This window comes from Actinospica robiniae DSM 44927 (assembly GCF_000504285.1).
GTDB classification, from domain to species: domain Bacteria; phylum Actinomycetota; class Actinomycetes; order Streptomycetales; family Catenulisporaceae; genus Actinospica; species Actinospica robiniae.
Genome location: NZ_KI632511.1, coordinates 8,437,229 through 8,449,603 on the forward strand (window position 1 = coordinate 8,437,229; position 12,375 = coordinate 8,449,603).

Consider the following 12,375-nt stretch of genomic DNA (forward strand, 5'->3'; position numbering starts at 1 on the left):
AGGTCCGAGCACGCGGCCGAATTCAGACGTACTACAGGCCGTCTCGCCCGCCCGGACCCGTCTCGGTCGCGCTCATGCCGCGCTGGAGGGCGGCCAGAGCCTTCGCAGCGTCTCGGCGATCGCCCATGCCAGCACGTCCTGCCTGCGACGGTTCTTCAGATGCCACCTGTTCAGCGCACTGATCGTGTCCCGGGTGTCGAGTGCCCCGATGCCGCATAGAAAGTACAGAACCGCGCGAGCGATCTGCGTGCATTGGTCCTGGCTCAGGTCCGTGCCGCAATCCTCGTTCATGACGGCGAACACGGCCTGGATGTCGTGGCCGCGGTCGCGGATCGCCACCGTGTGGGCGAGCCTGAGCGCATCCGCCAATTCGTCTTGGCCGAAAGGCCCGGGAATGCGGAGGGCCGTGGTGAACAGCGGCCCTCTCGGAGCCGGTGTGGGGTGCGGGTGGGTCACGCGCGGTCTGCCTCGGAAGTCCCCAGGCGACGCGGAGAGGCCGGCGCTCGTTCTCGGCTGCCGACCCCGCCCTCGCGCGACTCGTGCGTGGTGTGAGTCGCGCCGTCGTGGATCGTCGGGCCGCCGCTGCGGGCGCCCGGCACGCCCCTGTGATCGTTCATGTCCGCTCCTCGGCCGAGCGGTGCCTGGCGACGACCGCTCCACTTTGCGCCGGCAGAGGATGAGTCCACTCTGCCGGTGCGCTTTCAGTGACCGAGGCGCGGGGTCTGGACGCCTATCGACCATGCGGGTTTTGTCCCGCTTTCCTATCTCCTCACAATGCCTGTACCGTGCGCAAGCGTTTGTACTCCTGTGTGCGCCTCCGCCCGCCCCCGTACGAGCCGATGCGACCACGGTCCGGTCGAGTTCCGGTCCGGAGCGCTTGACTTCGTCGTCCGGAGCGCCGACGGCGCCGCCATACAGCACACCGACGAGTATTTCGCTGTAAGCGGCCACGCGGGCTTCATCCTCGGCATGGGCAGCCAGACCTGGGACTCCGACGTCGCCCTCATCGAGGAGATCGCAAGGCGGTTCGAGCTGATGGGCCAAGGCTCGCGAGGACGACCGAGATCGCCCCACCTCGGGGATGACTCGACAGGCATGACTGAGGATTCGAGGGTGACGGCGCTGCGGGGCCGGGACGGGCGAACACGCGTGACGCGAAGAACTCTGTATGAAGCCTTGGAGCACGTCGGACGCTAACTGTCGGCTGACCTGCACGGACGAGGATTTCGGCAACCACAGCCCGCGGCGGTACCGGAGGGGCCGTGGCAGCCCGAACAACGAGATCAGCCAACGAACGATATCAATGCTGTGGTACGCCTGCGCCGAGGCGCTCGATGCGCGACCCGACCACTTCGAGTCGGCCGTGGGTCGGCCGGGCGATCACACGCAATCACCCTCAAGCGCGGTCAACGGCGGCTCACATATGCCATTGATCATATATAGTGCATCTGATACGTAGGGCGAGCGCGGGATTTTCGGAGCCCGCTCGGAGTCATCCGGGCGGGCACTTTCTGCCCGCCGGGGCGGGACTCGCCCATCGGAGTCACCTCACCAACCCCTTCCGGCTCGCGGGTTCGACGGACCCGACTAGGTGTCGAGTTCGGCTCTCCCGGGCTGGTTACCGGTCGCGTGAGTTGCGTCGTTCGCGGCGGATGTTCTGCCGCAGCTGGGTGATCCGGGCGGTTCCCGCGGCGGCCATGATCAGTGCGCCCGCGACGGCGCCGAGGAGCATGGCGACGGCGAGTGACACGTGCAGGTGCGCGCCGAGGAAGTTGATGCTCACGCCGCTGGTGTTCTGGATGATGAAGATCAGCACCGCGGCGAGGGCGAGCGTGCCGGCGATCAGTGCGATCCGCACGCTGCTGGTCCTGGTTCGTGCCGGTCCCGCGGGTGCCGACGGTTCGGCAGGTGCCTGGGGTGCGGGCGTCGGTGCGGTCGGGGGCGTCGGCGGGGGTCGGACGGTGCTGCCGTCTACGGATCGCGGCGGGACGGTGGTGGGTGCTTCGGGGGTCAGTTGGTCGGTCATGAGGGGATTCCCTTGAAAGCGGGGGAGCCGGGGCGTGTGCCCGCCTCGCGTGCTTCCCCCAAGGTGGCCCGGGAGCCTGGCCGCCGTCTGCGGTCGATCCTCCCGGCGCCTTGTTTCCAATCTACATTGGAAACAAGAAACTAGCAATGCATTTCTAGAATATGTTAGCCTGTATCTGTGGAGAACTGGAGTTTCCTGACCAATCACGCCCGGGTCCTGCTGTGCATCGCGCGCGACCCGGGTGTGCGGCTGCGTGAGATCGCGGTCAGTCTCGGGCTGACCGAGCGCAGCGCGTACGGCATCGTCACCGATCTGACCGCGGCCGGATACGTGATCAAGGAGAAGGACGGGCGACGCAACCGCTACCAGATCCAGGCCCACCTCCCGCTGCTCGAACCAGGCAGCCGGGAACCCGCGGTCGGCGAGGTCCTGGCCGTCCTGCTCGGACACAGCGGCGAGCAGCACGATGACCGAGCCCCGGGGAGCGCAGTGCCGGAGGCCGGGGGCGTAGCTTAGGCTCCCGTCCAAAGCGCCTTGTCTCCGGCGCGTCACGAGAAACGGGTTCGACGGCCGCGGGTGGGCCCGTTTAGCGGCCGTCGGCGTTGCGAGGCTCCGCACGTGCACGTTCGTCGCAACAACCTACGGTTTTCTGATCTCGCCGGGGACGCGGCGCGACATGTCGCCGTCGTCGAACGCGGACCTCGGTGCCACAGCGTCGCGTGACGGTGACCCGAGGAAGCGCAGTGCGGAGTTCGCCGCTCCCGCGCCGCACATGCCGTGGGCGCCTGGGCCGGGCGGGGTGGCGGCCGAGCACAGGAAGACGCCGGGCAGGCCGGTGGAGTAGGGGTCGAGCGCGAGGCGGGCTCCGAGGAGCAGTTGGCGGGGTGTCTTGGTGCCGGTGAGGATGTCGCCGCCGGTGAAGTTGGGGTTGGCCGCGGCGAAGTCGCCCGGCCGGGTGACGTGCGACCCCACGATGCGTTCGCGAATGCCCGGTGCGTACCGCTCGAGCTGTTCGATGACGGTGTCGGTGGCGTTGCCGTCGTAGCCGTGCGGGACGTGGGCGTAGGCCCAGACGGGGTGTACGTTGCCGACGGAGCGGCTGGGATCGGCCAGGTATTGCTGGCCGACCAGGATGAAGGGGCGTTCGGGCATGCGTCCGGCGGCGACGGCTCGCTCCGCCTGCGCCACCTCGGCGAAGGTGCCGCCGACGTGCACGGTGCCGGCGCGTCGCGCGTGCTCGTTGTGCCAGGGCACTCCGTCTTCGACCGCGAGGTCGAGCTTGTACGCGCCAGGGCCGCGGCGGAATCGCCGGTAGGCGGCGCGAACCCGGCGCGGCAGCCGGTCGCCGTAGAGGGAGGCGACTTGGCCGGGGTCGAGATCCAGGAGGGTCACGTCGGCCGGCGGGATCTGCTTGCTCTCGGTGATGCGCACGCCGGTGTGGATCGCGCCGCCGTGCTCGCGTAACGCTCGCTCCATACTCCGGGCGATTTCTTGTGAGCCGCCCTCGGCGACCGCCCAGCCCGCGGCGTGGCCGGCAGTCAGGATGCCGAGGCCGATCGCCGAACTGAACGGATCGGACAGCGGTCGGTAGGCGTGTGCGGCGATGCCGGCCCACAGCGCCCGCGCCTGGGGCGTTTGGAACAGGCACGCGAGGACGGTGGCGGGCAGCACCGTCGGCAGGCCGAAACGTGTGAGCAGCAGGGGGTGGTCGGGGATGCGCAGCATGGGGCGCATCACGTCCTGGGCGAGTGCGTCCCAGTGGCGCACCGGCGGTCCGAGGAGCCGCCGGTAGCGGTTGCCGTCGACGCCGAGGCCGCGGGCGGTTTCGTGCACGGAGCGCAGCAGCACGCCCGCTGTCCCGTCCTCGAGCGGATGGGCGCAGTCGATCTCGGGCAGCAGCCACCGCAGTCCGTGGCGCGCGAGATCGAGTGTGCGCAGCGCCGGCGAGGTCACGGCCATCGGGTGGATGGCCGAGCAGTGGTCGTGCATCAGCCCCGGCAGGATGGCTTCATGGCCGCGGGTGCCGCCGCCGGTCTCTTCCGCTGCTTCCAGCACCGTGACTTCCAGCCCCGCCTTCGCCAACAGTGCGGCGGCGGCGAGGCCGTTGGGACCGCCACCGACCACGACCGCGGAGGTCACCAGGCCTCCGAAGGCCTCGTAGCGACCCGCGAGGAGGTGAAGACGCGGCAGCGCGGAGTTCGTGTGCTTGGACCCGACACGACTTCGCACACCTGTTTCTGTTCATCAAACAAATCGCGTTCCCATAGGCCTTCGGAGTGAGACTGACAGGGTTCAGCCGCTTGCCGCGACGCTGTCTCCTTACATCAAGTCTAATCGGCCTTGAGGGTCTGCGGATCCGCGCCGGGAAAGTCAGAAGGCTCATCGAGCGGATACGTGACGAACGAGGCGGGCATCGGCGGACGCCCACGCGCGCGACCAGGCGAATACGCCGAAGTGGGCCGATGTTTCCGCGCGGGCATTTGTGCATCTATGCAGTAATAAGACTTACTGCCTGGCGTCCACGCATGGTTGATTTTTTCAAATCTGTCCGCGTGGGTTGATGCGTACAGTTTATAGCGGACTAGTCTTCCCCGAAGAATCGTCCGGTTCATCGCTGCATTGTGTGGACCGCGAACAGGCCAGAAGTTTACAAGGGAGCAGGCAGCTCGAATGAGACTAAGAAACCCTGATTCTCCGCCGATGCGCACGGCGTCCGTGTGGGCCGCGACGGCCCTGACGGGGGCGCTCGCCGTCTCCGCCGTGGCGCTGAGTCCCACGGTCGCGCAGGCGATCGCGACCACCCCTCCCCTCGGTACGCTGCAGAGCGTCGCGGTTCTCGGCGGCCAGTCGGTCACCAATACCGGCCCTTCCATCATCAACGGAGACCTCGACGTAAGCCCGGGAACGTCGGTGACCGGGTTCCCCCCTGGAATCGTCAACGGCGCCGTCCATACGGGGGCCGATCCCGTCGGGGGCCAGGCTCAGAGTGACCTCACCGTGGCCTACAACAACGCCGCGGGACAGGCGCCGGACGGCACCATCACGGCCGATCTCGGTGGACAGACGCTGGTTCCGGGTGTCTACAACTCCTCGACGTCCATGGGGCTCACCGGCACGCTCACGTTGAACGCGCAGGGCAACCCCAACGCCGTCTGGGTCTTTCAGGCCGGATCGACGCTGACCACCGCGTCGGCGAGCACGGTGGCGCTGATCAACGGTGCCTCGCCCTGCAATGTCTTCTGGCAGGTCGGGAGCTCGGCGACGCTCGGCACCAACTCGAACTTCACCGGTACGATCCTCGCCCAGGCATCCATCACCGCGACCACCGGGACGACCATCGCCGGTCGGGCGCTGGCGCGCACCGGTTCCGTGACCCTGGATACCAACACGATCACCCGGCCCCAGTGCGCCACCACCACGGGCGGTACCACGGGTACGACCACCACGGGCGGTACGACGGGTACGACCACCACTGGCACCACGGCCACGGGAGGACTCCTGTCCGGCGGCCTGTTGACCGGGGGTACTTCGGGTGGCCTGCTCTCCGGTGGTCTGCTCGGCGGAATCACGACGGGCGGAATCACCACGGGTGGGATCGTCACAGGCGGGATCATCACCGGCGGCACCATCAGCGGCGGGACGATCAGCGGTGGGACCATCGGCGGGTTCACCACCGGCGGCACTGTCGGTGGTGAGACCGGCGGGATGAACGGTGGGATGAACGGTGGCGAGAACGGTGGAATGAACGGTGGCGAGAACGGTGGGATGACCGGCGGGTTCCACCACTATCCGCAGCCCAAGCCGTGCGGGTGCCACAAGCCGGTGATGCCTCCGAAGCCCAAGCCGTGCCCGTGCCACAAGCCGGTGATGCCTCCGAAGCCCAAGCCGTGCCCGTGCCACAAGCCCGTGAAGGTGGAACCCAAGCCGTGTCTGCCCTGCCGCCCCTCGGGTCAGAGCACCTCGGGAGGCAGTGACGGCGGTTGGAGTAACGCCTCGGGAGGCCACGACACCGGTTGGAGTGGCGGCTCCTGAGCACTCGGCCGCCGTTCTACGAGCGCCAGACGATGGGTGCGGCCCGCTACATCGCGGACGAAGCGAGGATCGCCTCGCTGACGAGGGACGTAGCCGCTGCGCCTGACGGAGATCGATCGTCGTCGGGCGCCGGACCGGAGAACGACGGCCACCGCGGAATCCGCCGGTGGCGCGCTTGCCGACCACGGGAGCGCGCCACCGGCGCCGGAGGAGGGACGCACGGGGTGTGTCTCGAGTTTGACCCGAGAGGAGCAGACGGGATGGGCAGGGCCCGGTGTCGCCGCGTGGTGAGGGGATCGATTCGGTGGAGGTGAAGCAATCCGACCTGGACGTACTCGACGACCAGGTCGAGGTCCGTGCCGAGCGGACGCCGTCGGCCCCGGCCGGCCACGCCGAGCCGTCTTCGCTCTCTGAGCTGCCGCGCCCGCTGCGGGCGGCCACCGGCGCGGCGGTCGCGTTGTGTCTGGTGGCCACCGCCTTGCACCTGCTGATGGTCGGTCTGTACGTGGCGCCCGTGAATGCCGTCTCGCAGCGCTACAGCAGGGAGATCGATGACTGGATCGATCCTGTCTTCGATCAGAACTGGCAGCTGTTCGCGCCGGAACCCCAGTCGGCCAACTGGCAGATCTCGGCGCGGACCATGAGCGCCGGGCCGGACGGCAGGCCCCGGATCAGCTCCTGGTTCGATCTCTCGGCCCTGGACGACGCGGCGGTGAAGCACGACGTATTCCCGAGCCACACCGCGCAGAACACGCTGCGCCGGGCCTGGACCGCGTACGCCGCCGCGTTCGGCGCCGGCGATCAAGCCGACTCGGACTGGGCTGTGCTGGTGCGGGAGTACTTGCGGAACATCGCGGTGGACCGGGTCGAGGCCCACCGCGCGGGCGCTATCGACAGCATCCAGTTGCGTGTGGTGACGCAGCCCATCCCGGCGCAGGCCGTGCCGGGCGGCCCGCGCCCGAAGGCGCCCGCCGCTGATATCAGGACCCTACCGTGGTGGAAGGTGACGTCTCGTGGCAGGTGAACAGGGATCGATCGCGGCGTGCGTGCCGGGAGGCGAGAGCGTGCCGGCCGTGAGCGGTTCCGGCCTGGCGCGCGTGCTCGGCCGCCTCGACGCGTTCGGGCTCGCCCTCACCGAGCGGACGTGGTCGCTGTACGCCGCGGCGGCGCTTCGCATCGGATACGGACTGATCTACCTCGCCTATCTGCTGCGGGAGTTCCCGCATCGTGACGAGCTCTGGGGCCCGGGTTCCCCGATGACGCCGGCGCTGTCCCGAGAGCTGCTCGACCGGACCGGCTGGTTCAGCGTGCTGACCTTCTCGGACAGCCCGATCTACTTCGAGGTCTGCTACGGGTTCGCTCTCGTCGTCTGCGTGCTGTTCGCGCTCGGCTGGCGGACCAGGATGCTCTCGATCGTCTTCGCACTCGTGGTGACGTCGTTCTACGCCAGGTCCGTCCTCATGACGGACGGCGGCGACAACCTGATCACGCTGATGAGCATCTACCTGGTCGCCACCGCCTGCGGCCGACGCTGGTCGCTCGACGCGCGCAGGGCCCGGCTGCGGGGATCTGCGGACCGGCCCGGGAGCTTGTTCGCGCGGTTCGCAGCCACCGAGTTCGCCCGGCACCTCGGCGTGTCCCGGCGGGTCGTGGTCACGGTGCTGCACAACTGCGGCATGGTCGTCATCGGCGCCCAGATCTGCATCCTCTACGCCACCGCGGGTCTCTACAAAGTGCAGGGCGGCGACTGGGACAACGGAACCGCGCTGCACTACGTTCTCCACCTCAGCCTGTTCCGGCCGTGGCCGGCACTCTCGGCCGTGGCGGACAGCCACCCGATGATGATCACGGTAGCCGCGTACCTGACCGTCCTGGTGCAGGTGGCCTTCCCGTTCGCCCTCTTCGGCCGCCTCAAGTACGTCGTCCTGAGCATGTTGCTCTGCATGCATCTGGGCATCGCGGTGCTCATGGGTCTGCCCATGTTCTCCGGCTCGATGGTCGTCGCGGACGCCGTGTTCCTGTCGGACCGGTTCTACCTGGCCGTGGAGCGGAGAGCCCGCCGGCTCGTACGGCGAACCGCACCGGCATTGCCGGATGCCGGCGCGATGGGGCATCCTCTCGTCCCGGCGCAGGAGGTTCGGACAGCTGACGCGCTGGATCGCACCTGACGGCGGAATCGGCGTCACAGACCCGGATGCCGGCGCACGAGCCGTCGTTCTCCAGCCCCGCGACCGGTGATCGCTCCGGCGCACAGGGCCGACAGGACGGTGCGTTCCCTCGCCCGGTGCGTGGCATTACCCGCGGCGAAACACGGTACCTGGCGCGCGGCAACAGGCCAGGCCAGCCCATACGGCGTCCTACCGGCCGCGCCGACCAGCTGGAACAGTCGGGCGACCGAGGGGGAAACCGCGGTGACACGCACGGTGCCGCCGACGGCGCGCACCTGTCGGTTCACGGCGCAGACAGCCTCGAAACCCGCGCAGTCCATGAAGGTGACCCGGGAGAGATCCAGCAAGACCGGCCCGCGTGCGGGTTCGGCCAACGCGGTCACCTCGAGGAGCAGGTCTTCCACCGCGGCCACGTCGATCTCTCCACGCAGGGCGATGACCCTCAAGGAGCCGTCGCACTTGCTCACGAACACGTTCACGTCGGCCTCGCGTCCTCGGATGCGGATGCACCGGGCGCGCTCACCGGGGCCGCTCGGCCGCTTCGGGCCGACCGCGTTCCCATCGCGTACCCTGCGCCGGGGATCACGGCGCCTGAGTCCCGAGCGTCATGAGGTGGTTGTATCTGTACCCTACCTCACCGTCTGGCCACATGACACCCCCGCGGGACGCGCGGCCATCGACGGGCCTTGGTGGCGGTGCAGTCTGCGGCTCAATCCAGCGTGGCGAGGTGGTCGGCGACGCCCCCGCGCCACTCGATCATGAGTAAGGTCGCGTCGTCGCTGGTCGTGCCGCCGCGTTGGTGCATCAAGGCGTGCGAGAGGGCGCGTACGACCGCGCGCACTCCTTTCTCGGCGTGCTCGGTGCGGTTGATCCAGCTGATGAGTTGTTCCTCGCCGAACTGCTTTTCGCCGGCTTCGTGTTCTTCGATCAGGCCGTCGGTGAAGCAGAGCACGCGGTCGCCGGGGTGGAGGGTCTGCTCGCTGATCCGGGGTTGTTCGCCGCCGAAGCCGACCGGGAGGGTGGTCGGGCTCTCGAGTTTCCCGAGCACCTCGTGGTCGCGGATCAGCAGGGGTGCGGGGTGGCCCGCGTTGACCCATTGCAGACGGCCGGTGGCGATGTCGAGGATCATCATCTGCGCGGTCACGAAGTGGTCGGGGCCGAACTGCTGGGCGATGGCCCGGTCTATGAACGCGTAGATCTCGGCCAGTCCGATATCGGAGCGTCGGGCGTGCCGGTAGGCGCCGATGGCGACGGTCGCCATCGTGGCGGCGTCCAGGCCGTGGCCCATCGCGTCGATCATGGCGATGTGCAGGAGGTCGTCGTTGAGGGCGTAGTCGAAGCTGTCTCCGGCGACTTTGTAGGCGGGTTCGAGGATTCCGGCCACCTTGGCCTGGGGGACGGTCATCGCCAGCGGGGGCAGCAGGGACCACTGGATCTCGGCGGCCAGGCTCATCGGTTCGCGGCGCCGGGCCTGGAAGAACCGGTCGGTGTAGCTGTGTTTGGTGACGATGGTGTCGGCGACCAGACCGGCGAGGCGGCGCAGCAGCCGCCGGTCGTCGTCGTCGACGGCGTCCATGGTCAGGGCCATCACCCCCACCTGGTCGCTGCCGTCGAGCAGCGGCAGGTACATCCGGACGCCGTCGGTCTCCGGGACTTCCACGGGGGTTGCGTGCAGGAAGGCCGTGCCGGCGGGGGAGTCGCCGATCGGCTCGGGTTCGCCGACGGTCAGCCGCCGCCTAGGCAGCGGCACGAGCATCCGCTGGCCGTAGTCCTGCAGCAGAATCGAGACGTCGCGCCCGCCCACCCTGGCAACCTCCTCGGCGACCAGCGGGGCGATCAGCGCCGGGGGCATCTCGTGCGCCCGGTCCAGCAGCACCCCGAGCAGACGCTCACCGAACCCTTCGGACCGGTCCACCACGTCCACGTCACGCCGCCGCTGGTCCCGCGCCATCGCCGCTTTCCCTTCAACGCCCGCCAGAACCGGCCCGGCCCACCCGCCTCCACGTAGCCGATGCAGGTCCCGACACGCTCGGGTCCGCCCTGGCGGTCACAGCCGGTCCCCTTGAAGGCCCTTTCACGCAGCCATGGACACCGGCTCCGGGCGCAAGCGTTCAACGCGTACAGAATGTCGCGGCCAACCATCCGCAAGAGCTCATTGCTCCAAACGCGGCATGTCAGAACACAGACCTCCGATGGCGTCCCGCCGAGTGGTGTAGCAGGGATCTTGGGACTGTACGGTCTTCGGCTCTGTCGCACCTCCGGTGGTAACGGAGCGTCAGGACCCTCCATGATGGGTCGTGCGCGATGTAGATCATCTTATGAGCGCGGTGTTCTCCGGCCTGCCACCACTCCAGACAGGAGCCTCCTCCCATCTCCCACCGGCAGAGTCATTCGCTGATCGATAGAGGTGATTGGCAGGCGCGGCCGAGGCGGCCCTCCGTACCGCGTGCCGGGGTTCGGTACTGTGCGCGCTCGCTCGCCTGGGCGGATTCTGGCGCGATGACTGGCGCTGCGACAAGCCAGGGAGGACGGTATGCCCACGGGAGCCGCCTCATTGGACAGGCAGACTTCGAACGACTCAGTGAGGCGCGTGATGCCCCAGACCTCGACCAGGACCGCACTGCCCGCGGCGGGCGGTGTCGGCGCGTTGCGCGCGTGGGCGTCGTCTGCTGCTGCGCGCACAGTCGAGGTCGGGCGCGGGCTGCTGAGGTTCGCGTTCTACGGGCGGTATTCGACGGAGGACCGGCAGAACCCGGTGACCTCGCATGCCTGGCAGCACGACCAGGCCGAGGCGACGATCACGGGCGAGGGTCGGATCACCGAGGAGTTCTTCGACCGAGGCCGGTCCCGGACACTCGCATGGCATCTGCGCCCCGAGGCCGCACGGCTGATCGAGGCGATCAAGGATCCGAACCGCGGCTTCGACGCGATCGTGATCGGCTCCTATGAGCGTGCCTTCTACGGCAATCAGGCCTCGCTGATCCTGCCGCTGCTGGAGAAGCACGGCGTGGCGCTGTGGATGCCCGAGGTCGGCGGACCGGTCACCTCCGGACACGACGAACTGGTCGCGCTGCTCGGGATCCTGGCCAAGCGCGAGATCATCCGCGCCAGGGCCCGGACCGTGGGGGCGATGACGGCGCTGGTGCGCGACTACGGCCGCTACGTCGGGGGCCGGCCCGCCTACGGCTACCGCCTGGTCGCCGTCGGACCGCACCCCAAGCGCCAGCACGCGGCCTGGGGCCGGAAGCTGCTGTGCCTCGAACCCAACCCCGACACCGCGCCCGTCGTTGTCTGGATCTTCCAGATGCGGCTAGACGGGCACACGCTGGCCCGGATCGTACGGGCCCTGAACGACGCCGCGATCCCGTGCCCGTCGGCGGCCGACCCGCAGCGGAACCCGCACCGGGCCGGTGTGGCCTGGCAGATCCCGACCGTGCAGGCGATCCTCGCCAACCCCGTCTACACCGGACATGCGGTGTGGAAGCGCACGTTTGCCAAGCACGAGCTCGTCGACGAGGACAACCTCGCCCTCGGCTTCGCCCAGCACGTGCGCCGCAACGCCCCGGACCAGTGGGTCATCTCCATCCCCATCGCGCACGAGGCCCTCGTGAGTGAGGAGCATTTCGTCGCCGTCCAGAGCACCCACAGCCCGCGCCCGGACCAGGTCCACGACTACCGGTACACCGGGATCCTGCTGTGCGGCGAATGCGCCCGGCGCATGGAAGGATCCTGGAACAACGGCGCCGCCGCCTACCGCTGCCGGCACGGGCAATCGAGTGCCAGCGGTCCTGCGAGCCGGATATCGCAGGCGTACGTCCGCGAATCCCACCTGCTCGCCCGGATGCCGCTGCTCCACCAGCGCCTCGTCCTCGACCGAGCGACGACTATGACCACTGTGAAGGCGGCAACGCCCACGCGCGCCCTACCCCAGCGGACCAACGTACTGAAGACCGTGATTCCGACACCGGAGGAGGTGATCGACGAACTGCGCAGTACCAAGCGCACCTTGACCTACCACCACCCCACCAAGACCCTTCAGGTCGACGGCGGGAAGCTGCCCATCCGCATCACCGTCTGACCGCGTCCCGGACACACGCGCCAGACAGCACACCACCCAGCATCACCACGACCACAGCCACCACGAGAACC

The 12,375-nt window shown here is 68.7% G+C and carries 11 protein-coding genes; 5 read left to right on the top strand and 6 right to left on the bottom strand.

What is annotated here, in order from left to right; all coding sequences use genetic code 11:
• Positions 1-72: 72 nt before the first annotated feature.
• The 3 genes from ACTRO_RS36360 to ACTRO_RS49240 all read right to left on the bottom strand — a co-directional run bounded on the left by ACTRO_RS36360 (position 73) and on the right by ACTRO_RS49240 (position 1,858).
• Positions 73-339, bottom strand: a complete 267-nt coding sequence (locus ACTRO_RS36360) for a hypothetical protein (protein ID WP_157436634.1) — start codon at positions 337-339, stop codon at positions 73-75.
• A 113-nt stretch (positions 340-452) separates the two neighbouring features.
• Positions 453-617, bottom strand: a complete 165-nt coding sequence (locus ACTRO_RS47725; RefSeq protein ID WP_157436635.1) for a hypothetical protein — start codon at positions 615-617, stop codon at positions 453-455.
• A gap of 1,001 nt (positions 618-1,618) precedes the next feature.
• Complete coding sequence (locus tag ACTRO_RS49240) at positions 1,619-1,858, bottom strand: LapA family protein (protein WP_211244527.1); 240 nt, start codon at positions 1,856-1,858, stop codon at positions 1,619-1,621.
• A 345-nt stretch (positions 1,859-2,203) separates the two neighbouring features.
• On the opposite strand from ACTRO_RS49240, the gene ACTRO_RS36375 reads away from it, so the two are divergent.
• Positions 2,204-2,542, top strand: coding sequence for a helix-turn-helix transcriptional regulator (locus tag ACTRO_RS36375; protein ID WP_034270575.1), 339 nt, complete (start codon positions 2,204-2,206; stop codon positions 2,540-2,542).
• A 123-nt stretch (positions 2,543-2,665) separates the two neighbouring features.
• On the opposite strand, the gene ACTRO_RS36380 is transcribed toward ACTRO_RS36375, so the two are convergent.
• Positions 2,666-4,165 (bottom strand): FAD-dependent oxidoreductase, encoded by a 1,500-nt coding sequence (locus ACTRO_RS36380; RefSeq protein WP_084317222.1) that lies wholly within the window; start codon positions 4,163-4,165, stop codon positions 2,666-2,668.
• A 561-nt stretch (positions 4,166-4,726) separates the two neighbouring features.
• Between ACTRO_RS36380 and ACTRO_RS36385 the strand changes: the two genes are divergently transcribed.
• The 3 genes from ACTRO_RS36385 to ACTRO_RS36395 all read left to right on the top strand — a co-directional run bounded on the left by ACTRO_RS36385 (position 4,727) and on the right by ACTRO_RS36395 (position 8,226).
• Positions 4,727-6,058 (top strand): ice-binding family protein, encoded by a 1,332-nt coding sequence (locus ACTRO_RS36385; RefSeq protein ID WP_051451925.1) that lies wholly within the window; start codon positions 4,727-4,729, stop codon positions 6,056-6,058.
• Positions 6,059-6,362: 304 nt separating this feature from the next.
• The gene (locus ACTRO_RS36390) at positions 6,363-7,082 is read left to right on the top strand and encodes a DUF5819 family protein (RefSeq protein ID WP_211244528.1); all 720 of its coding nucleotides are present in this window, start codon (positions 6,363-6,365) and stop codon (positions 7,080-7,082) included.
• A 49-nt stretch (positions 7,083-7,131) separates the two neighbouring features.
• Positions 7,132-8,226: an HTTM domain-containing protein gene (locus ACTRO_RS36395; protein ID WP_425394896.1), complete on the top strand. Its 1,095-nt coding sequence runs from the start codon at positions 7,132-7,134 to the stop codon at positions 8,224-8,226.
• A gap of 14 nt (positions 8,227-8,240) precedes the next feature.
• Here ACTRO_RS36395 and ACTRO_RS44410 read toward each other — a convergent pair whose 3' ends face one another.
• Both ACTRO_RS44410 and ACTRO_RS36405 read right to left on the bottom strand, forming a co-directional pair.
• Complete coding sequence (locus tag ACTRO_RS44410; RefSeq protein ID WP_051451927.1) at positions 8,241-8,705, bottom strand: STAS domain-containing protein; 465 nt, start codon at positions 8,703-8,705, stop codon at positions 8,241-8,243.
• Between the two features lie 230 nt (positions 8,706-8,935).
• Positions 8,936-10,177, bottom strand: a complete 1,242-nt coding sequence (locus ACTRO_RS36405; RefSeq protein WP_034270578.1) for a PP2C family protein-serine/threonine phosphatase — start codon at positions 10,175-10,177, stop codon at positions 8,936-8,938.
• A 642-nt stretch (positions 10,178-10,819) separates the two neighbouring features.
• Here ACTRO_RS36405 and ACTRO_RS36410 point away from each other — a divergent pair.
• Complete coding sequence (locus ACTRO_RS36410; RefSeq protein ID WP_051451928.1) at positions 10,820-12,304, top strand: recombinase family protein; 1,485 nt, start codon at positions 10,820-10,822, stop codon at positions 12,302-12,304.
• Positions 12,305-12,375 lie beyond the last annotated feature (71 nt).